This is a genomic window from Providencia sp. PROV189, from assembly GCF_028480065.1.
In the GTDB taxonomy this organism is placed as follows: Bacteria; Pseudomonadota; Gammaproteobacteria; order Enterobacterales; family Enterobacteriaceae; genus Providencia; species Providencia stuartii.
The window spans coordinates 20,318-42,547 of sequence record NZ_JAMPOG010000016.1; the positions used below are offsets into that span (position 1 = coordinate 20,318).

The window sequence follows — 22,230 nt, forward strand, 5'->3', positions numbered from 1 at the left end:
TAATTTATACTCAATCTTTCGCTTCTAATGCACGGCGCACAGGAGCAAAACTCTTGCGATGAAATTTTGTTGCGCCAAACTGTGCCAGTTTTTCTAAATGATAAGCCGTCGGATAGCCCTTATGTTTTGCAAAACCATATTCTGGATAAGCTTTATCTAGCTCAACCATTTCTCGGTCTCTAACCACTTTGGCTAAAATTGATGCCGCGCTTATTTCCTGCACTAAACTATCACCTTTAATCACCGCTTGTGAAGGCATTGATAAGGTTGGGCAACGGTTACCATCCACTAAAACAAAATCAGGTGTTATGCTTAAACCAGCAACAGCACGTTGCATCGCAAGCATGGTGGCATGCAGGATATTGATTTCATCAATTTCTTCAGGTTCAGCTCGCCCAATACACCAGCACAAGGCTTTTTCTTGGATCTCAACAAAGAGTTTTTCGCGTTTTTTCTCGGTGAGTTTTTTTGAGTCAGTCAAGCCAATGATTGGATTTTTAGGATCCAATATTACAGCGGCGGTCACCACCGCACCAACAAGGGGGCCGCGCCCAACTTCATCTACGCCAGCAATTAAGTTGGCATTTGGGTATATAAAATCCATTAATTTCGAACCAAATCCAATACAGCTTCAGCCGCTTGTTTATCTGCATCACAGCGGATCAATTGATGGAGCTGTAAAAATGTTGCTTTTAATTGTTCTACCTGTTCGCCGCCTTCCAGTAAGGGAATTAGCTGCTGAGCTAACTTTTCAGGTTGGCACTCTTCCTGTAGTAACTCTTTGACTATCTCTTTTTCAGCTAACAAATTAGGCAATGAAACATAGGGTGTCTTTACTAAACGTTTTGCCAACCAAAAAGTAAATGGTTTCATACGATAACCCACTACCATTGGACATTTCGCTAGCATACATTCAAGAGCCGCCGTTCCCGATGCGAGCAACGTCGCATCCGCCGCGATCATCGCATCTCTGCCTTGGCCATCTAACATATGAACAGCTAGCTCTGGAGCGACTTGTTGACGGATCGCTTCAAACTGTTCACGCCGTTTTTGGTTGACCAAAGGCACGACAATGTGAAGATCCGTAAAATGCTGTTGTAAAATTTTCGCTGTTTTCAAAAAATCAGCACTTAGCATTTCAACTTCTGAGTGACGGCTGCCCGGTAAGAGGGCTAAACACTTCCCTTCTTCAGGTATACCAATGCGTTGCCTTGCCGCTGTTTTATCGACATGAAGCGGGATAGCATCTGCCATTGTGTGCCCAATAAAGCGACACGGAACATTAAAACGATCATAGAAGGCTTTTTCAAACGGCAAAAAGGCAAGCACTAAATTTGTTGCTCGACCAATTTTGAAGACGCGTTTCTGCCGCCATGCCCACACAGAAGGGCTGACGTAATGAATGGTTTTAATGCCTTTTGATTTTAACTTCCCTTCAAGGGTGATATTAAAATCAGGTGCATCAATACCAACAAAGATATCTGGCTGTAATTGTGTAAAGCGTTCGGTAAGATCTTTGCGAATAGCGAGTAACCGAAGAAGCCTGCCAAGCACCTCAACAATCCCCATTACCGCTAACTCTTCCATCTCATACCAAGCTTCACAGCCTTCTGCTTGCATTAAAGGCCCTGCGACACCTACAAAACGTGCATCAGGTACTTGTGCTTTGAGTGCTCGGATAAGCCCTGCGCCGAGTATATCGCCGGATGTTTCCCCAGCAACAAGGCCAATAGTAAGTGGGCGGTGATGATTCGCCAAAATGATCTCCTTAATAAAGGCCCTGACTTCGTTATCTTAACTACCGACTAACGAATAATACCACGATTAGACTCTGCGGAGTTCTCAAGGAACTCGCTGAACACTTTCACATGCGGGTTAGCTTGTGCAAGTTGAGCGATTTCGCTACGTGCTTCCTCTAGTGATTTACCTGAACGATAAAGGACTTTGTAAGCATTACGAATCGCATGTAGAGACTCTTTATCAAAACCGCGACGCTTCAAGCCTTCAATATTCAGGCCATAAGGCGTTGCATGGTTACCTTGCGCAATGACGTAAGGTGGAACATCTTGCGCCACACCTGAACAACCGCCAACCATAACATGAGCACCAATTTGGCAAAATTGATGAACGGCAGTCATTCCGCCAATAATTGCGAAGTCACCTAAAATAACATGACCACCCAGTGTACCGTTGTTTGCAATGATGCAGCGGTTACCAATAATACAATCGTGGGCAATATGCACATTCACCATAAATAGGTTATCGTCACCCACTTTGGTTAAACTACCGCCTTGGATCGTTCCGCGATGGATAGTGACACTTTCTCTTATACGGTTTCTGTCACCGATCTCGACTCGTGTTGGTTCACCTTGGTATTTCAGGTCTTGGTTGATTTCACCAATCGATGCGAACTGGAAGATCACATTGTCACGGCCAATTTTGGTGTGGCCATTAACAACAATGTGCGATTTGAGCTCAGTGCCTTCGCCGATTTCAACGTTAGCACCAATATAACAAAAAGGGCCAATACGAACATTGGCACCAATAATAGCTCCATCTTCGACAATCGATGAGGGATGAATACAGGCTGTTTTATCAATCATATCAGACCTCACGGCGACGGGCGCACATCATTTCAGCTTCGCAGGCCACTTCTCCATCAACTTTTGCAACACCTTTAAAACGTGCAACACCGCGACGTTCTTTAATAAACTCGACTTCGAGGATCATCTGATCTCCCGGTAACACTGGGCGCTTGAAACGAGCATTATCAATCGCTGCAAAATAGTACAATTCACCCGGTTCTAGTTTACCAACGCTCTTAAATGCTAGGATACCTGTTGCTTGAGCCATTGCTTCTAGGATCAACACACCTGGAAAAATAGGTTTGCCCGGAAAGTGGCCTTGGAAAAAGGGTTCATTGAATGACACATTTTTTACTGCGCGCAGAGATTTTCCTTTTTCAAAATCCAGTACACGGTCAACCAAAAGGAATGGGTAACGGTGTGGAAGTAATTCTAAAATCTCTTCAATATTCAGAGTATGATTATCACTCATCGAAATACTCTTCCTGTCTATTAATACAATTTAATTAACGAATCGGCCTGCTTTAACCATAAAGTTAGGTTAACTGGCAGGCCGGAAAAACGTAACTCAGTCGATTATTTTAACCTGAATTACGAAATGATTACTGATTTTTTTGAGTTTGACTATCTAATTCACGCTCAACAGCTTTTAAGCGCTTATTCATCTCATTGATATTCAAAACCAAAGCTGCTGTTTTACGCCAAACTTTATTAGGCTGTAAAGGAATACCAGAAGAGTATACACCAGGTTCAGTGATTGGTCTCATAACCATTCCCATCCCTGTGACAGTCACCTTATCGCAAATTTCCATGTGACCGTTAATAACACTCGCACCACCAATCATGCAGTAGCGACCAATTTTCAAGCTACCCGCCATGATAACGCCACCTGCTACGGCGGTATTATCACCGATGGTTACGTTGTGTGCTATCTGACATTGGTTATCAATAATAACACCATTACCAATAACTGTATTATCTAGCGCACCACGATCAATTGTTGTACAAGCGCCAATTTCTACGCGATCGCCAATAATAACTGTGCCTAGCTGAGGAATTTTGACCCAATTGCCACGATCATTCGCGTAGCCAAAACCATCAGAACCGATAACAGCTCCTGATTGGATCAAGCAGTGTTCACCAATTTCAACATTATGGTAAACGCTAACATTCGCCCATAAACGCGTACCAGCCCCGATACGAGTATTTTTACCAACAAAACAACCTGCGCCAATAACAACGTTATCGCCTAACACAACGCCGCTTTCAATCACGGCATTCGCCCCAATCGCCACGTTGTTTCCTAACTTCGCCCCTTTATCGATAACGGCTGACGAATGGATATTCTCTGCTGGGCTTGGCGTTGTATCCATGATTTGTGCCATGCGAGCATAGGCAAGATAAGGGTTATCGACTACCAGCGCCGCCACTTTACAAGCATCAAGATCTTTCGCTGTTAATACCACAGCGGCAGCCTGACACTCAGCGAGTTTGTCGCTGTAGCGACTATCTGATAGGAATGTAATTTGCTGATTATTTGCTGAATACATCGGTGCAATACCGGTGATGACGATATCGCCATCACCGTGTAACTGTGCATTCAACTGCTGAGCGAGGTCAGCCAATCGAATTGAGGACATCTATTATTTAACCTGTTTTTGAACCTTACTCGTGATGTCTACGCTATCTTTGGCATATGCAACAGCATTTGCATCGATAACCACATCATAACCTTCTTTGGCTGCAACAGATTTAATAGAATCCTGAATACGACTTAGGATTTTGTTACGCTCTTCCATTTGACGACGACGGTTGTCTTCTTCAAATTTTTGCGCTTTTTCTGCGAACTGATCACGTTTAGCCATCAGCTCTTTTTCTTGTTTTTCACGTTCGCTTTGCTTCATTGTTGCACCATCACGACGTAATTTTTCTACGCGTGATTGAAGGTCTTTTTCTAAATTTTGCAACTCTGTCGCACGGCTTTTGAATTCACTTTCAAGCTGTTTAGCTACAGCTTCGCGCGCTGGCATTTTTTGGAAAATTTCGCCAACGTTCACGACTGCAATTTTATCTGCATAAGCACCTGCTGACATCGCCAAAGCCAGAGTGACACCCGCCGCACACAACAATTTTTTCACACGAAACTCCTTAACCCATATTTATGGCTGGAAATTTTGGTCACCCTCACAATATATGCAAGGGCTTTCCTTAGATAGAGACGTTCTAGATTACCACGTTCTACCAATATTAAATTGGAACTGTTCTGATTTATCCCCTTCGTAATCCTTAATAGGTTGCGCATAGGAGAAGACCAGAGGCCCAAGCGGTGACATCCACTGTAGAGCAACCCCCGTAGAAACACGGACGTTTGTTGCTTTACCATAATCTGGCATGCCTTTACGCCAATCTGCATTGATACTGTTCCAGTTGGTATCCCATACTGTACCCGCATCAACAAATAACGATGTACGAACTGTATTTGAGTATTTCTCATCGATAAATGGTGTTGGTGTAATCAGCTCAAAGGACGCCGCATACATCGCATTACCACCTACCGCATCGCTTGATGGGCTACCCGGTTCAGGCTCACCTTTACCATTAACATTTTTCAGATAAACCGCTTTTGGACCGATATTGTTAGAACGGAAACCACGCAGCGTACTTGAACCACCAGCATAGAAGTTTTCATAGAATGGCATTTGCTTGCTGCCAAGACCATCCCCGTAACCTGCTTGTGCACGACCTAAGATAACCCAAGTCTCATCTTCATTGATTGGGTAGTACTGTGCTGTATCAAAACGCAGTTTGTAGTACTCGTTATCAGAGCCTGGAACGGTGATTTTACCTGAAACACTGGTTTTATTACCCGATGTCGGGAAGAAACCACGGTTCAAGGAATTATAAGTCCAACCTAAGTTAACGGTGAAGTCATCCGCATTAAATTTCTCTTTATTGCGACCATCATCATTAATTGGAGGCTTATCGCCCATAGAATAGAGGTAATCCCACATTGCTGCTTGCGGACGCATATCAGACAATGAGTTATGAACGTAACCTGCACCAACACGGAATGAGTTATTCTCGTTGAATGGGAAGCTTAAGAACGTATCTAAACCATAGGTTTTATTGGTATAGCCAGACAAGTCAGCATCTTTCGCACGGAAATCATTATAGAAAACACGCCCGCCTAAGCTCACACCATTAACGGTGAAGTAAGGATCCGTAAACGACATTTCAACGTTGGTTGAGTAATCGTTTTTACTTGCGTTGATCCCAACCGCATTACCGGTTCCTAACCAGTTGTCTTGACTTACACCGACTTGGAAACTCACGCCACTTTCAGTACCGAAACCGACACCAAAGTTCATGGAGCCTGTATTACGCTCTTTAACTTTGTAGACCACATCGACTTGGTCTGGGCTACCCGGTACCCGTTGCGTTTCGACATCAACAGTTTCAAAGAAACCCGTACGGTTAAGACGCTCTTTGCCTAATTCGACTAAATCATTACCAAGCCAAGCCCCTTCCATCTGGCGCATTTCACGACGGAGGACGGAGTCTTTACTTGTGTCATTACCTTGGAAACGGATTTGACGAACATAGAAGCGGTTACCTGCATCGATATTGACATGCAGTTTGACCGTTTTATCTTCATCATTAATTTCAGGTTGTGTCATTACACGAGGATAGGCATAACCATAACGACCAAGAAGATCCTTGATTTTGTTTTCCATACTCGTCACCTGCGTGCCGTTATACAGCTCGCCTGGGGTGATCGTAATGAGTTCTTGAATTTCAGTCAGATGATCTGCGGTATTACCATTAATTTCCACACCAGAGATCTTATATTGATCGCCTTCAGTGACATTAATTGTAATGTAGATATCTTTTTTGTCTGGCGTCAAACTGACTTGAGTGGAATCAATATTGAAACGCGCATAGCCACGGTCAAGATAGAAGCTACGAAGAGTTTCTAAATCACCAGCCAGTTTTTGTTTTTGATATTTTTGGTCTGCCGCTAGGTTCCACCATGGCACATCATCACGCAATTGGAATTTATTAACCAATTCAGCCGTCGTGTAATTTTTGTTTCCTACGACGTTAATCTGCTGAATTTTTGCAGACACGCCCTCAGAGAACACAAATTTTAAATCTACACGGTTACGAGGCAGTGGCGTAGCCACTGCTTTTACTGTCGCATTGTATTTACCAACACTATAGTAAAAGTCTTCCAGACCTTTCTCGATATTCGCTATTTTCGTGCGGTCCAAAGCCTCACCAACACGAATGTTTGATGCTTCCAAGTTTTGTTTGAGCATATCATCTTTAACAGATTTATTGCCTGTAAAAGTGATACTCGCGATGGTTGGTCGCTCTTTAACTTGAACGATCAGCGTGTTTCCATCACGCAGGACCCTAACATCTTCGAAGTTGCCAGTAGAGAATAGAGATCGAATTGAACGGCTAATATCTTCGTTATCAATCGAGTCACCTACCCTGACAGGCATGTTCAATAATGCTGCACCAACGGCGACGCGTTGTAGACCTTCGAAACGAATGTCCTTAACTACGAATCCGTCTGAACCGTATGCAGTCGCGCTGCCAAATAGCAGCGACGCTATGAGCAACTTTTTCATCGCCATCGTTGTTATGCGTATTCCTTACTGGTCCCCAGCTTACTTGTTAGAAGCGAGAGAAATCATTAAAAAGTGCAAGTCCCATTAACAGAATCAATGCCATTGCACCTATCCGATAACTAAAGTCTTGTACTCGCTCAGACACTGGACTTCCTTTAATTTTCTCAATTAACAGGAAGAGCAAGTGCCCCCCATCTAATACAGGCAATGGAAACAAATTGATAATGCCCAAGTTTACGCTTATCAGCGCAATGAACATCAAATAATATACCAAGCCTGACTCTGCCGATACCCCTGCACCTTTCGCAATAGATATCGGTCCACTCAAGTTGTTAAGTTTGACATCCCCAACAACGAGTTTGCCCATCATATTCACGGTCAGTTTCATCAACTGCCACGTTTTATCGCTAGCTTGATAGATGGCAGAAAATGGCCCATATTGCTGTACCATTCTATATTCATCTGCTAACGGTAACACTGAAAGTTCAACTCCCGCAAATCCAATTTGCTCGCCACCCTTTCCATTTTGACTATCAGGCGTCAATGTGAGTGAGATGATCTGATTATTTCTTTCAACAGCTAACTTCAACGGTTGATTCGGACTATTACGAATCAACCGAGTTACCGGATTCCACAAATCTAATGTTTCGCCATTTACGCTAACAATTCTATCTCCGGGTTGCAAACCTGCTCGCTCACCAGCTAAACCCGGTGAAACTTTCGATATCACAGGATCAATTCTAGCGGAAACCGGCATAATTCCCATGGAAAGAACGGGATCTTGCTTTTCAGGATCAAATTGCCATGCGGTTAAATCTATCGTTTTAGTCACTGGTTCACTAAACCCTTGAGGCAATACGGACACAGTGAGTTCACTGTCGCCAATTTTGCCAACTAAGGCTAATCGAATTGAATTCCAGTCAGGCGTTTCGATACCATCAATCGATTTTAGTTCCATTCCCGGCAAAATATTTGCACTAGCGGCAACGGAGCCAGGTTTCACATCTTCAATCACAGGGCGTACTGATGGAATCCCCATCATGAACACCACCCAGTAGACAACAATTGCAAGTAAAAAGTTCGCAATTGGGCCAGCACTAATGATGGCGGCTCTCTGACCAACCGTTTTATTGTTAAACGCTAAATGACGGCGTTCAGGTGACACATCGCCGACGCGCTCATCAAGCATTTTGACATAACCGCCTAGCGGGATCAGGGCAATAACAAATTCGGTTCCTTGTCGATCCACCTTGCGCCATAACGTTTTCCCAAAGCCGATAGAAAAACGTTCTACATAAACACCGCAGCGACGTGCAACCCAAAAGTGACCAAATTCATGTACGGTAATTAACACCCCAATGGCGATGATAAATGCCGCTAGACTCCAAAAAAATCCCATGTCTTATCCTAGAGACCGAACCCGTTAAAAACTAACAAATTTAACCCTGCAAATACAGGTATTGCCGCTGTTAGACTGTCAATTCGATCAAGAATTCCACCGTGACCAGGAATTAAATGGCTACTGTCTTTAATTCCTGACCGGCGTTTAAACATACTTTCCGTCAAATCACCGAACACAGATACTACAACAACAATAATTGATGTAACCAGCAAATAATCAGGCATTACTGGGATTGGCGCAAATGAACTAAATAGCCAAGAAATAATACCTGCGGTGATCAACCCACCAACAAGGCCTTCCCAGGTTTTACCGGGGGAAACCTTAGGTGCCATCTTATGGCGCCCCATTGTACGACCAAAGGCATAAGCACCTGAATCAGCACCCCACACCAGCAACATAACATATAGCAACCACCAAGCACCAAAAAAGGTGTCACTATGGTAACCAATGGTTCGAAGCACCATCATACCGCAATAAAAAGGAATGATAGTTAACAGCCCAAACAGTACACGTACTAACGTCGATTGCCCCCATGCTTTTGCCGATGCTGGGAAAGTAATCACAAGTAAAATTGCCACTATCCACCAAATAAGACCGGCCCATAAACCATATAAAATAAGCGGCTCATTCTTTAACGTTGTGATATCAGCAAAAGAGAACTGCATGGCTAGCAGTATGACGGCAAAAACCACCGCAAGACCAATTCGCTTAGCTTGTGTGTGCCAACCTGCAAATTGCGCCCATTCCCAAGCCCCTAAGGCACATACGGCAATCACCACATAACCAAAAGCGGCAGGTGAAAGCAAAAAAAGCGCAGCAATAACCAGCGGTATTAATACAATCGCTGTCATTAAACGATATTTCAGCACAATTTACCCCTTTTATTTAACGAGCTCATCATCAGACTCAGCTCCACCATAACGCCGCTCGCGTTGACTAAAAGCATCAATTGCATTCTGAAACACCATTTCATCAAAATCTGGCCACAGTACATTGGTGAAATAGAATTCCGCATAAGCAACCTGCCATAATAAAAAGTTACTGATACGGTGTTCTCCACCAGTTCTGATAACCAAATCAACATTTTCTTGATCATGCATACAAACATAATGGTCAATGGTATTTTCATTGATATCGTCAAGAGAAAGTTGCCCACTTTGTACGCGCGCAAAGATTTGCTTCATACTATTAGCAATATCCCAACGACCACCATAATTCGCCGCAATATTGAGTTTTAAGCCCGTGTTATTTGCAGTTAATTTTTCTGCTTTTTGAATACGTTTTTGAAGACGCTCACTAAATCGACTAATATCACCAATAACCAATAATTTTACATTATTTTTATGTAGATTCTTGACTTCATTATCTAACGCAAAAACAAATAGCTCCATCAGTGAACTGACTTCTTTTTCTGGTCTTCTCCAGTTTTCACTACTAAATGCATACAGCGTCAGTGAGCTAATCTTGTTTTTTACTGCAAAACGTACTGCATTACGCACAGACTCAACGCCAGCCTTGTGCCCTGTTATTCTTAGTTTTCCTCTCTGCTTTGCCCAACGCCCATTGCCATCCATGATAATCGCAACATGTTTTGGCAAGGCTGAATGAGAGAGATTTTCACCACTAGAGTTCATTAAATAGTAATCCTTGTATGCATAGCGTCGAGAATTCAGCATTATCATAACCGCTATTGTTGAGTTTGCTGATAAGACACATCCTTAATTCTCCGCTAAATACTGATATTATCTTTCGTTCTTATAAGCGTCACATATTAAAGACTTATTATACTTATCAGCAACTAAATAAATCACATACTAGACTGAAAATGTATGTTTGATTAGTTGTGCAGCTTCTCGACGAGCTTGATTGTCGATGTCTAAGACCTCATCAATCGAAACTGGTTCAGATAAATGCAATTTTTCTAATGTACTTAGGTTAATTTTTGCAATATCTGTAAAGCGTATTTTACCGTCCAAGAATGCAGCGACAGCGATTTCATTAGCGCCATTTAGAATAGTTGTGGCTGCTTGCCCAGCATGGCAGGCATCGATAGCCAATTTTAAACAAGGGTAACGTTGATAATCTGGCTGTACAAAGGTTAATGATGACAATTTTGTAAAATCTAACGGTTCGACACCAGAAGAAATACGCTGCGGATAAGCCATGCTGTATGAAATTGGGGTGCACATATCAGGCGTACCTAGCTGAGCTATCACGCTACCATCACGATAACGCACCATAGAATGGATAACGGATTGAGGGTGAATAATCACTTCCATTTGTTGTTGATTGGCATTAAAGAAATAACAAGCCTCAATATATTCAAGCCCCTTATTCATCATCGTCGCTGAATCAACAGAAATCTTACGCCCCATAGACCAATTTGGATGGTTGCATGCTTCGTCCGGCGTCACATTATCTAGGTGCGACAACGGAGTATCCCTAAAAGGACCACCAGAACCTGTCAAAATAATGCTTGAAATTCCCGAGGCCGATAAATCGGCAAAACCCAAGTTGAGTTGAATGTTTTCAGGTAAACTTTGGAAAATCGCATTATGTTCGCTATCGATAGGAAAGACTGTCGCACCGTGCTCACGAATCGCATTAAAGAATAGACGACCGCTCGTGATCAGCGATTCTTTATTCGCTAATAAAATTCGTTTGCCCTTGCGAATTGCGGCTAAGGTAGGAAGTAGTCCAGCAACACCAGTAATAGCGGACATCACTTGGTCCGCATCATCCAAGCCTGCAAGTTGAATGGCAGCATCTGTTCCTGATAAAACTTCTGTTTTGCAATTATTTTCAGACAAAATTGCCCGTAATGCTTGAGCAGAAGATTCATCAGCCATAGAGGCGTATTGAGGTTGAAATTCAAGGCATTGGTTTGCTAATTCCGCCACATTGCGACCAGCAACTAAAGCGACAATTTGAAATTTATCACGGTTATTTCTGACAACAGAAAGTGTGCTTTTACCAATTGAACCTGTTGATCCTAGAATAGTAAGACGTTTCATTATGCGGATGCTCTGTATTTACTCAATACTGAGATTATATCAGCTTGAAAGGGAAGAAAGGATTTTTATTAGATATGAATGAATAAAGCCATCAGAGATTTCCCTCTAGATGGCTTTATTCGCTACTTGATAGATTAGAATTCCATCAATTCAGCTTCTTTCTGCGCTAATGCTTCATCAACTTTCTTAATGTAGCCATCAGTCAGTTTTTGGATGTCATCTTGTGAACGACGTTCTTCGTCTTCACTGATCTCTTTATCTTTCAGCAGGGCTTTAATTTTATCGTTCGCATCACGACGAATGTTACGAACAGCAACACGACCTTGCTCAGCTTCCGCTCTAACAACTTTGATCAGGTCTTTACGGCGCTCTTCTGTCAGTGGAGGAAGTGGAACACGGATAACAGTACCGGCAGAAGATGGGTTTAAACCTAAATCAGACGCCATAATCGCTTTTTCAATCGCAGGAGACATTGAGCGATCAAAGACTGAAATCGCTAAAGTACGCGCATCTTCAACAGTTACGTTAGCAAGTTGGCGCAAAGGCGTTGCGGCGCCATAATAGTCAACCATGATGCCATCAAGTAGGCTTGGTGACGCACGGCCTGTACGAACTTTACTGATTTGGTTTTTTAGTGCTTCAACACTCTTTTCCATACGGTCTTGAGCATCTTTTTTGATTTCATTAATCACGTTTTCAACCCTTAAGAACTGGTTATTAAAGGCCGCAATGCAGCCTCGCTTAAATTGTCTGAACTTATATTAGATAATACAGTTAAACGCGGTTGATGTCTCTGAGTATTAATTGTGAGAAATCAGAGTTCCTTCATTTTCACCCATTACAACACGACGTAGAGCGCCAGGTTTATTCATATTGAAAACACGAATAGGCAAGTTATGATCACGTGCTAACGTAAACGCTGCCAAATCCATCACTTTCAATTCACGCTCAAGCACCTCTTGATAAGTCAGCGTTTCATAAAGTACGGCATCTGGGTTCTTTGCAGGATCCGCTGAATAAACACCATCAACTTTTGTTGCTTTCAATACAACATCCGCTTCAATCTCAATACCACGTAAACACGCGGCAGAGTCAGTTGTAAAGAATGGGTTACCTGTTCCAGCAGAAAAAATCACAACACGACCATGGCGTAACAGACTGATAGCTTCAGCCCAGCTATAGTTATCACACACGCCGTTAAGAGGAATAGCAGACATCAGTCTTGCATTCACGTAAGCACGATGCAATGCATCACGCATCGCTAGCCCGTTCATCACAGTGGCTAGCATTCCCATATGGTCACCGACCACACGGTTCATCCCCGCCTGTGCCAAACCAGCACCACGAAACAGGTTACCACCGCCAATAACGACACCGACCTGTACACCCAGCTCTATAAGTTCTTTGATTTCCTGAGCCATACGATCTAAAACGCTAGCATCGATTCCAAAACCTTCTGCGCCTTGTAAGGCTTCGCCACTGAGCTTAAGCAGGATACGCTGATAAACGGGTTTTGCATTGGTTGCCATGGTGTTCTGTCCTACACAGATAATTTATTGGGGTAACACACGCAGAATACTTAAAGGTGGATTCTACGTACCTTAATTATTGAATTCGTTGTATTACTACAATGTATATTAAAACAGAGCCGCCAATCGGCGGCTCCTTGTAAAACTGACGACTTATTTGCTCATTGCAGCAACTTCAGCTGCAAAGTCAGTTTCAACTTTCTCAATACCTTCACCCACTTCGAAACGGATGAAGTTAGTGACTTTCGCATTTTTCTCTTTCAGCAGATCACCAACAGATTTGCTTGGATCCATCACGAAAGGCTGGCCAGTCAGAGAGATTTCGCCAGTAAATTTGTTCATACGGCCAGTAACCATTTTCTCTGCGATTTCGCGTGGTTTACCTGACTGCATAGCGATGTCTAATTGGATTTGGTGCTCGTGAGCAACAACGTCCGCTGGTACATCGTCTGGAGTAACATATTCAGGCTTGCTTGCAGCAATGTGCATTGCAATGTGTTTTAGCAGCTCTTCATCAGCGCCTTCAGCCGCAACCAAAACACCGATACGCGCACCGTGCAGGTAGCTACCTACTTGTGCACCGTCTAGGATTGCGACGCGACGAATGTTGATGTTTTCACCGATTTTAGCGACCAGAGCAGTACGTGCATCTTCGAATTTCGCTTTAACTGCTTCGATATCAGTATTTCTATCAGCGATAACAGAAGCCATAACTTCTTTACCAAATGCCAAGAAACCAGCATCTTTAGCAACGAAGTCAGTTTCACAGTTCAGTTCGATCAGAGCACCGCTTTTGCCATCAGCAAAAACTTCTGCAAGGATAACACCTTCAGCAGCAACACGGCCTGCTTTCTTAGCAGCTTTAGCTTGACCTGATTTACGCATGTTGTCGATTGCTAATTCGATATCACCATTAGCTTCAACTAGTGCTTTTTTACATTCCATCATACCTGCGCCAGTACGTTCGCGCAGTTCTTTTACCAATGCAGCGGTAATTCCAGACATGTGATTTATTCCTCGATATACCTCGTAGGGGGCTCCCTACAAGGGTCATTCTGATTCAGATAGATAAAAGGGGCCATATAGGCCCCCTTCTAACCATATAGCAATACCTGGTTTATAAGGGCTCTTTATTAGAGCAGGCCTTATTATTCAGCTTCTACTAAGCCTTCTTCTGCTTGAACAGCCAGATCCTGAGAACGACCTTCACGAACGGAAGTTGCTACAGCGCTCAGATACAATTTGATTGCACGGATTGCGTCGTCGTTACCAGGGATAACGAAGTCGATACCGTCTGGATCAGAGTTAGTATCAACGATAGCAAATACTGGGATACCCAGGTTGTTTGCTTCTTTGATAGCAATGTGTTCGTGTTCTGCATCGATAACGAACAGAGCGTCAGGTAAACCGCCCATATCTTTGATACCGCCTAAGCTGTTTTCTAACTTACCAAGTTCACGAGAACGCATCAGCGCTTCTTTTTTGGTCAGTTTGTCGAAAGTACCGTCTTGTGACTGAACTTCCAGATCTTTCAGACGTTTGATTGACTGACGAACAGTTTTCCAGTTAGTCAGCATACCACCTAACCAACGGTGGTTAACGAAATACTGGTCACAGCTATTAGCAGCTTCTTGAACGGCTTCGCTTGCTGCACGTTTAGTACCAACAAACAGAATCTTGCCTTTACGAGAAGCAATTTTAGTCAACTCAGCCAGAGCTTCGTTGAACATTGGAACGGTTTTTTCCAAGTTAATGATATGTACTTTGTTACGAGCGCCGAAAATGAAAGGTTTCATTTTAGGGTTCCAGTAACGAGTCTGGTGACCAAAGTGTACGCCCGCTTGTAGCATATCGCGCATGGAAACAGTTGCCATTTAATACCTCTGTATTTTAAGTAATTGGGGTTATGCCTCCACGGATCCCATAACACCGACTCCAAAGCTGCGCTAAAACGCATAAGAGCACCCCGGTGCATGTGTCGACCCGTGTGTGTTATACACAATTGAGTTTAGTTTTCGCTAATCCATAATGCCAATCGAATACGCTTTAACAGGGTAGCAAAACGATTTTTTCGAAGAGATAATGTGGATCGCCGGCGCGCTTTATACCATAAAATGGATCAATAAGCCAACTTTTGTTGTTTTTTTAGGGGTGAAAAAACGCCATCAAATAACTTGAATCTCTTCATTAAAACGAGGCAAAATCGCCTTGGTAAGCATCATTGAGCGTTTTATACACGGCGTATGAATAGCGTTTTTTCTTTTTATTATTTGATAAAAAAATCTTCAACGACAAATACTCGTGTTTCACTATCCATAATATCAGACCAAAAGTGTATTTGCTCTTAATACCTTTTATTTAATGGCGTACATTCCAGCCTGATATTTCACTCTAAAGGCTAAGAAGCATCAATGCCTAGTTGGCAGAAAATGCAGTGGCTGATACCATAAACATCATCATGTTGATATAGATGGTGCTATCGCTCATCTATTAAACCCTTTTCATACAAACTATGTCACAGAGTCGTTACTGACATAAATGGACTGAATTCATGGCTATTATTATCAAAACTGAAGAAGATATTCAGAAAATGCGCGTTGCTGGTCGTTTAGCAGCCGAAGTGTTAGAAATTATTGCTCCCCATGTAAAACCGGGCGTTAGCACGGGGGAGTTGGATCGCATTTGTCATCAGCACATTGTCGATGTACAACAAGCGATACCTGCTTGCTTAAATTATCATGGCTTCCCTAAATCAGTCTGTATTTCAGTCAATGATGTTATCTGCCATGGTATCCCTAGTGATGATAAGATTCTAAAAGACGGCGACGTTGTGAATATCGATGTTACCGTGATTAAAGAGGGTTTTCATGGCGATACCTCAAAAATGTTCATTGTTGGTAAGCCAACCATCCAAGGCGAACGCCTGTGCCATATTACCCAAGAGAGCCTCTATTTAGCGTTACGTATGGTAAAACCGGGTATCCGCCTACGCACCTTGGGCAAAGCGATTCAACAATTTGTCGAGAAACATGACTTCTCTGTTGTTCGTGAATATTGTGGTCATGGTATCGGTGAAGGTTTCCATGAAGAGCCACAAGTCCTTCATTATGATGCCGATGACAGCGGTGTTGTATTACAAAAAGGCATGGCTTTTACTATCGAACCGATGGTCAACGTCGGTGATTACCGCATCCGTACTATGAATGATGGTTGGACCGTAAAAACCAAAGATAGAAGCTGGTCGGCTCAATATGAGCATACGCTAGTTGTCACCGACAACGGGTGTGAAATCATGACATTACGTAAAGAAGAAGAGCCATATATCTCAGCGGTGCTGGTTAACGATTAATTTTTAGCACGCGGCTCTTATGTGGCATGTTACCTGTTAGAGAAAACAACTTTCGTAACATGCCGTATACTTAAGGCTTCCCTTCTCTTTTTTTACTCGAAATAATTTAATTTGCGGCTGTTCATCCATGAAAATCCCCAGTAAGCTGTTCACTATTGTGTTCAGCCTATCGATGCGGAAAGATAATGATGACACCATCCTCTGTAGCGTTTTTATCACCCACTTTATTTCAATCTTCTGACCTCGAACTGCTTCGCCTCAAGCAGCATGTCGAATCTTTCCATAACCACTTAGAAGCCGCATTCAAGCAAAACGAGTCCGTGATTGATTTAGTCCATGTGCGCAGTGATTACTTAGATGCCCTACTCACGCGTTTATGGAAAGAGTATCAATTTGACCGACAACCCAATATGTCTTTAATTGCTGTAGGTGGATACGGGCGACATGAGCTGCATCCCTTATCAGACATTGATATTTTAGTGTTAAGTGCAGAGCCTCTTTCTGAACAGATAGCCTCAAAAATAGGCCAGTTTATTACTCTATTGTGGGATCTTAAATTTGATATCGGCCATAGTGTTCGCTCATTGCAAGAGTGTATTGATGCGGGTATCGCCGATTTAACCGTTGCGACAAACCTTATTGAATCGCGCCTAATTTGTGGTGATATCGCCCTATTCTTACGCTTACAAAAAACCATTTTTAGTGATAGTTTTTGGCCTTCAGCAACCTTTTTTGCCGCAAAACTCGAAGAGCAGCAAGATCGCCATCATCGCTATCACAGTACTAGCTATAACTTAGAGCCAGATATAAAAAGTAGCCCTGGAGGGTTACGCGATATCCATACGCTACTTTGGGTCGTTCGGCGGCACTTTGGAGCCACCACCGTCGATGAAATGGTCGGGTTTGGTTTTCTTACTGAAGAAGAGCGCCAAGAGCTAAAAGAGTGTCTCACTTTTTTATGGAAAATCCGCTTCGCTTTGCACTTAGTCGTCAAACGCTATGACAATCGCCTTTTATTTGATCGCCAATTTAGTGTCGCTCGCTTACTCGGCTACCAAGGGGAAAAAAACCAGCCCGTTGAACTGATGATGAAGGATTTTTATCGTGTGACACGTCGCGTTCGTGAACTCAATCAGATGTTATTACAACTGTTTGATGACGCTATTCTTACTCTCAATCCTGATGAAAAACCTCGTCCACTAGATGAACAATTTCAGTTGCGGGGGCCATTAATCGATGTTATTGATGATATGCTGTTCGTTAAGCAACCCGCCGCCATTTTAAAAATGTTCTATTTAATGGCTCGATACCCCAATATCACGGGGATCTACTCAACGACCTTGCGCCAACTGCGCTTTGCGCGACGTAATTTAACTACTCCTTTATGCGAACTCCCTGAAGCTAGGCGGCTTTTTATCAAAATATTACGTCACCCTAGAGCCATTAAAGGGGCTTTCGTTCCCATGCATCTGCACAGTGTATTAAGTGCTTATACCCCTTATTGGAGCAATATCGTTGGTCAAATGCAGTTTGACCTTTTTCATGCGTATACGGTCGATGAGCACACCATCCGAGTGCTACAAAAAATAGATAGCTTTACTCATGAAGAAAATCGCCGCGACCATCCACTCTGTGTTAGCGTTTACCCTAAGCTGTTGCATCCAGAAACATTAAGGCTTGCCGCATTATTCCACGATATTGCGAAAGGGCGTTCGGGAGATCATTCTGATTTAGGGGCTGAATTTGTGTATGAGTTTGCTCTGCAACATGATTTGCCGCTCAAGGAAGCTGAGTTAGCCTCTTGGTTAGTAAAAAGCCATTTATTAATGTCAGTTACGGCACAACGTCGCGACATTCAAGACCCCGATGTCATCAAACAATTTGCCCTTGAGGTCAAAACAGTGACGCGGCTAAACTATTTGATGTGTTTAACTGTTGCCGATATTTGTGCAACTAACAGTACGCTTTGGAATAGTTGGAAGCAGAGCCTAATTCGAGAACTGTTTTTATCTACTGAACATCAACTCAACCAAGGAATGCAAAGTACTCCTGATTTACGAGAACGTATCCGCCATCATCGCCACCAAGCGTTAGCGTTATTACGCCAATCTTCAATCAATGAAGAAAAATTAAACCAATTATGGTCTCGCTGTCATGCAGACTATTTTTTGCGTCACACGCCTTCTCAATTAGCTTGGCATGCCTGTAACCTATTAAAACATGATCTTGAGCAGCCTCTCGTGTTGATCAGCACACAGCCAAAACACGGTGGAACCGAAATTTTTATTTGGTGCCCCGATAAGCCACACTTATTTGCGGCCGTGGCTGGGGAGCTTGATAGGCGCAACCTGAGTATCCACAGTGCACAGATTTTCACCAACAAAGACAACATGGCAATGGATACCTTTGTGGTGTTAGAACCGAATGGCACGCCATTATCAAAAGATAGATATGAGCAGATCCGCCATAGCCTGCTACACGCGGTACAACAACCTGCGATCTCACTTCCTCAGGCTCGCACCCTACCGTCAAAACTACGCCATTTTACCGTTCCTACCAAAGTGAATTTTTTACGCTCAACCAATGAGCGCCGTAGCTATATGGAGCTCTTTGCTCTCGATCAACCGGGGTTATTAGCACGGGTTGGGCATGTGCTCGCTCAGATGGAAATCTCGTTACATGGTGCACGGATCACCACAATTGGCGAGAAAGTGGAAGATTTTTTCGTCCTTGCAGATAAAAATCACAAAGCGCTCGATAAAAAAATGCAACAAGAGTTATCAGAAAGGTTGACAGAAACCCTCAACTCGAAGGATAAATGTTAGGTTTTATAAGCAATATTATTACTGGTCCTTAAAGGGGAAAATTAATCAATGCAGCAATTACAAGCCATCATTGAACAAGCATTTGAAGATAGAGCGGCTATCACACCATCCACAGTGACCCCCGCCGTTCGCCAAGCGGTGACAGAAACCATTGCCCTACTTGATAGTGGTAAACTGCGTGTTGCTGAAAAAATTTCAGGGGTTTGGGTAACACATCAATGGTTGAAAAAAGCAGTATTACTCTCCTTCCGCATTCACGATAATCAGTTAATCGAAGGGGCTGAAAGCCGTTATTTTGATAAAGTTCCCATGAAATTTGCGGATTACGATCAGGCTCGCTTTGAACGCGAAGGCTTCCGTGTTGTTCCACCCGCGGCTGTTCGCCAAGGGGCATATATCGCTAAAAACAGTGTTTTGATGCCTTCTTATGTCAACATTGGTGCTTATATTGATGAAGGCACCATGGTAGACACATGGGCGACGGTAGGCTCTTGTGCCCAAATCGGTAAAAATGTGCATTTATCCGGCGGAGTTGGTATTGGTGGCGTACTTGAACCACTACAAGCTAACCCAACCATCATTGAAGACAACTGCTTTATTGGCGCCCGTTCAGAAATTGTTGAAGGCGTTATTATTGAAGAAGGGTCTGTCATTTCAATGGGGGTTTATATTGGTCAAAGCACAAAAATTTATGACCGCGAAACTGGTGAGATCCACTATGGACGTGTGCCAGCGGGCTCTGTGGTTGTATCGGGTAATCTGCCATCGAAAGACGGTAGCTACAGCCTTTATTGTGCCGTGATTGTTAAAAAGGTCGATGACAAAACCCGTGGAAAAGTCGGTATTAATGAGCTATTAAGAAGCATTGACTAATCCCACATCCTCGCTCGGCTAGAGATAAAACACGTTCTCTACCCAATCTAAAAATGATAGACCTCTTTTTCTTATGATGAGGGGTTTGTCAATTTCCTCATTTCGCGCATAATATATAAGTTTAGCTATTGTCGGGCTTTCGAGAATATAAACTGTATGATTTTATTTTTTGCCTTTTTAAAACACAGATTAATAGCATCGCTAAGTGTTATTCGCTTTAATGCGCGTGTTTTTAATTCCTGCCAAAAATAGAATAATACTGTTTCTGCTGGCATATGCTAACGGCTCTGTGCCTCTACAAATTTCGGTTTCCTATAACTCGGTGAACAACATGTACGATAATCTAAAAAGTTTAGGTATTAGCAACCCTCAAGATATTGACCGTTATACGCTACGCCAAGAAGCAAATAACGATATTTTAAAAATCTATTTTCGCAAAGATAAAGGGGAATTCTTTGCGAAAAGTGTAAAATTTAAATATCCACGCCAACGCAAAACTGTAGCCGCGGCAGATGGTAGCAATAATTTCAAAGAAATTAATGAGATCAACTCCAACCTACGTTACGCTATTGAAGAACTAGACCAAATTTGCCAAAACGATACAAGTGATATTGATTTGAAACACAAAATTTTGGATGACCTACGTCATCTTGAGCATGTGGTCTCAAACAAAATCGCTGAAATTGAAGCTGACCTTGAAAAATTAACCCGTAAATAGTTTTAAAATACCGCTCTTATTTTCTTTACTGCACCGAGAATCCTATTCACGGTGCAGTAATTTACAGTTGCTCACCCCAAGATTGTATCCAAGGCTTCGCATATTCTTCGGGTACATCTTCTTCTATCGCGTCAATGAACAAAACCTCACCAATCCGTGTTCCCGATTGTTCAGTTAATAACTCATCAAAACGCTTTCCTGCCCCACAAAAATTTTCGTAGCTGCTATCACCTAAAGCGATTAACCCGTAACGTAATTCAGGTTGATAACCAACAACATCTTGAATTTCATAAAATAGTGGAGCAATCGTATCGGGTAAATCCCCTTGCCCTGTGGAGGAAGTGATGACTAAGGCGACCCCTTCACCCGCATTATATTGCTGCCAGTCACTGAGCATTGGCTCATCAAAAATCGTGACCTCATGGCCGAGTTGCTCCAATATTTCCTGAGCAGATTCAGCCACCGCTAAGGAATTACCATAAACTGTTCCCACAAAAATACCAATTTTTGACACGAACACCTCCTATTGACCCAACTACAGTGATGAATTGAATTCTCCCATCCCCAATTTGCTGGCGATATGCTGCCACCCAAACTGATTTACCAATGACAACCATGACTCATCCCATTGTGCAATCAGAGAGATACGCTCCCCTGAAATGGGATGATCTAATACTAGCTGGCTGGCATGCAACATTAGCCGTGAAACGGCAAAATGTTGGCTTACACCGCGGTTTTGACGTAAATCACCGTGTTTACTATCGCCAATAATGGGGTGACGAATGTGCGACATATGACGTCGTAACTGATGTTTGCGCCCTGTTTCTGGTTTCAATTCTAGTAAACTAAACCGAGATGTTGGATAACGCCCAATTGCGACTGAGCACTCAACTTGAGCGATTGGCTGGCAATGTGTAACACACTCTTGCAATGCTGGCTCTCTGGTCGCATGTTTATCCGCAATTTTGTCCAACTGCTCAAGTAATGGATAATCAATGGTTTGAGGCGCTTCAACATAGCCACGAACCACCGCATGGTAGATTTTTTCTATTTGATGAGATTCAAACTGCGCCGCTAATTGCCTCGCCACATCACTGGATAGTGCAAACAACAACACACCCGATGTTGGCCTATCAAGACGATGGATTGGATAAACAAATTGACCAATTTGGTCTCGTAATGTTTGCATAACAAACACAGTTTCCTTGCTGTCTAACCAGCTGCGATGCACCAACATACCGGCAGGCTTATTAACAGCAACCATATACTCATCTTGATAAATAATCTCTAACATCAAT

21 protein-coding genes are annotated in these 22,230 nt (G+C 42.9%); 4 read left to right on the forward strand and 17 right to left on the reverse strand.

The window, feature by feature from the left end; translation table 11 throughout:
- Positions 1-10: 10 nt before the first annotated feature.
- The 15 genes from rnhB to rpsB form a co-directional block, all read right to left on the reverse strand.
- The gene (gene rnhB, locus PR833_RS11430) at positions 11-604 is read right to left on the reverse strand and encodes a ribonuclease HII (RefSeq protein ID WP_014657686.1); all 594 of its coding nucleotides are present in this window, start codon (positions 602-604) and stop codon (positions 11-13) included.
- Entirely contained in the window at positions 604-1,758 is a 1,155-nt protein-coding gene (gene lpxB / locus PR833_RS11435; protein ID WP_154610381.1) for a lipid-A-disaccharide synthase, read from the reverse strand. The genes rnhB and lpxB overlap by 1 nt, the downstream gene beginning before the upstream one ends.
- Before the next feature lie 47 nt (positions 1,759-1,805).
- Positions 1,806-2,603: an acyl-ACP--UDP-N-acetylglucosamine O-acyltransferase gene (lpxA, locus tag PR833_RS11440; protein WP_004916754.1), complete on the reverse strand. Its 798-nt coding sequence runs from the start codon at positions 2,601-2,603 to the stop codon at positions 1,806-1,808.
- Between the two features lies 1 nt (position 2,604).
- Positions 2,605-3,057 (reverse strand): 3-hydroxyacyl-ACP dehydratase FabZ, encoded by a 453-nt coding sequence (gene fabZ, locus PR833_RS11445; protein ID WP_004916757.1) that lies wholly within the window; start codon positions 3,055-3,057, stop codon positions 2,605-2,607.
- Between the two features lie 130 nt (positions 3,058-3,187).
- Positions 3,188-4,225, reverse strand: coding sequence for a UDP-3-O-(3-hydroxymyristoyl)glucosamine N-acyltransferase (gene lpxD / locus PR833_RS11450; protein WP_014657685.1), 1,038 nt, complete (start codon positions 4,223-4,225; stop codon positions 3,188-3,190).
- A gap of 3 nt (positions 4,226-4,228) precedes the next feature.
- A complete protein-coding gene (skp, locus tag PR833_RS11455; RefSeq protein ID WP_004916764.1) occupies positions 4,229-4,723 on the reverse strand; it encodes a molecular chaperone Skp in 495 nt (164 codons plus the stop codon).
- 90 nt (positions 4,724-4,813) lie between these two features.
- Positions 4,814-7,228: an outer membrane protein assembly factor BamA gene (gene bamA, locus PR833_RS11460; RefSeq protein ID WP_004916767.1), complete on the reverse strand. Its 2,415-nt coding sequence runs from the start codon at positions 7,226-7,228 to the stop codon at positions 4,814-4,816.
- A gap of 40 nt (positions 7,229-7,268) precedes the next feature.
- A complete protein-coding gene (gene rseP, locus PR833_RS11465; protein WP_014657684.1) occupies positions 7,269-8,621 on the reverse strand; it encodes a sigma E protease regulator RseP in 1,353 nt (450 codons plus the stop codon).
- 8 nt (positions 8,622-8,629) lie between these two features.
- Positions 8,630-9,493 (reverse strand): phosphatidate cytidylyltransferase, encoded by an 864-nt coding sequence (gene cdsA / locus PR833_RS11470; protein ID WP_272526127.1) that lies wholly within the window; start codon positions 9,491-9,493, stop codon positions 8,630-8,632.
- A gap of 12 nt (positions 9,494-9,505) precedes the next feature.
- A complete protein-coding gene (gene uppS / locus PR833_RS11475; protein ID WP_004916773.1) occupies positions 9,506-10,258 on the reverse strand; it encodes a polyprenyl diphosphate synthase in 753 nt (250 codons plus the stop codon).
- 180 nt (positions 10,259-10,438) lie between these two features.
- Positions 10,439-11,638, reverse strand: coding sequence for a 1-deoxy-D-xylulose-5-phosphate reductoisomerase (gene ispC / locus PR833_RS11480; RefSeq protein ID WP_036943421.1), 1,200 nt, complete (start codon positions 11,636-11,638; stop codon positions 10,439-10,441).
- A gap of 134 nt (positions 11,639-11,772) precedes the next feature.
- A complete protein-coding gene (gene frr / locus PR833_RS11485) occupies positions 11,773-12,330 on the reverse strand; it encodes a ribosome recycling factor (protein WP_004916781.1) in 558 nt (185 codons plus the stop codon).
- A gap of 108 nt (positions 12,331-12,438) precedes the next feature.
- Complete coding sequence (pyrH, locus tag PR833_RS11490) at positions 12,439-13,167, reverse strand: UMP kinase (RefSeq protein WP_004916784.1); 729 nt, start codon at positions 13,165-13,167, stop codon at positions 12,439-12,441.
- A gap of 153 nt (positions 13,168-13,320) precedes the next feature.
- Entirely contained in the window at positions 13,321-14,172 is an 852-nt protein-coding gene (gene tsf, locus PR833_RS11495) for a translation elongation factor Ts (RefSeq protein WP_004916787.1), read from the reverse strand.
- Between the two features lie 143 nt (positions 14,173-14,315).
- Positions 14,316-15,041 (reverse strand): 30S ribosomal protein S2, encoded by a 726-nt coding sequence (gene rpsB, locus PR833_RS11500; RefSeq protein ID WP_004916790.1) that lies wholly within the window; start codon positions 15,039-15,041, stop codon positions 14,316-14,318.
- Between the two features lie 677 nt (positions 15,042-15,718).
- Here rpsB and map point away from each other — a divergent pair.
- The 4 genes from map (at position 15,719) to PR833_RS11520 (ending at position 20,932) form a co-directional block, all read left to right on the forward strand.
- Positions 15,719-16,516 (forward strand): type I methionyl aminopeptidase, encoded by a 798-nt coding sequence (gene map / locus PR833_RS11505; RefSeq protein ID WP_004916796.1) that lies wholly within the window; start codon positions 15,719-15,721, stop codon positions 16,514-16,516.
- Positions 16,517-16,701: 185 nt separating this feature from the next.
- Positions 16,702-19,341 carry a bifunctional uridylyltransferase/uridylyl-removing protein GlnD gene (gene glnD / locus PR833_RS11510; protein ID WP_036943418.1) on the forward strand — a complete coding sequence of 880 codons (2,640 nt, stop codon included), beginning with the start codon at positions 16,702-16,704 and terminating at the stop codon, positions 19,339-19,341.
- Positions 19,342-19,389: 48 nt separating this feature from the next.
- Complete coding sequence (dapD, locus tag PR833_RS11515) at positions 19,390-20,214, forward strand: 2,3,4,5-tetrahydropyridine-2,6-dicarboxylate N-succinyltransferase (protein WP_004916799.1); 825 nt, start codon at positions 19,390-19,392, stop codon at positions 20,212-20,214.
- Positions 20,215-20,545: 331 nt separating this feature from the next.
- Entirely contained in the window at positions 20,546-20,932 is a 387-nt protein-coding gene (locus tag PR833_RS11520; protein ID WP_014657679.1) for a DUF3461 family protein, read from the forward strand.
- A gap of 61 nt (positions 20,933-20,993) precedes the next feature.
- On the opposite strand, the gene PR833_RS11525 is transcribed toward PR833_RS11520, so the two are convergent.
- Positions 20,994-21,446 (reverse strand): flavodoxin, encoded by a 453-nt coding sequence (locus tag PR833_RS11525; protein WP_036943415.1) that lies wholly within the window; start codon positions 21,444-21,446, stop codon positions 20,994-20,996.
- 21 nt (positions 21,447-21,467) lie between these two features.
- Entirely contained in the window at positions 21,468-22,226 is a 759-nt protein-coding gene (gene truC, locus PR833_RS11530) for a tRNA pseudouridine(65) synthase TruC (RefSeq protein WP_004916802.1), read from the reverse strand.
- Positions 22,227-22,230 lie beyond the last annotated feature (4 nt).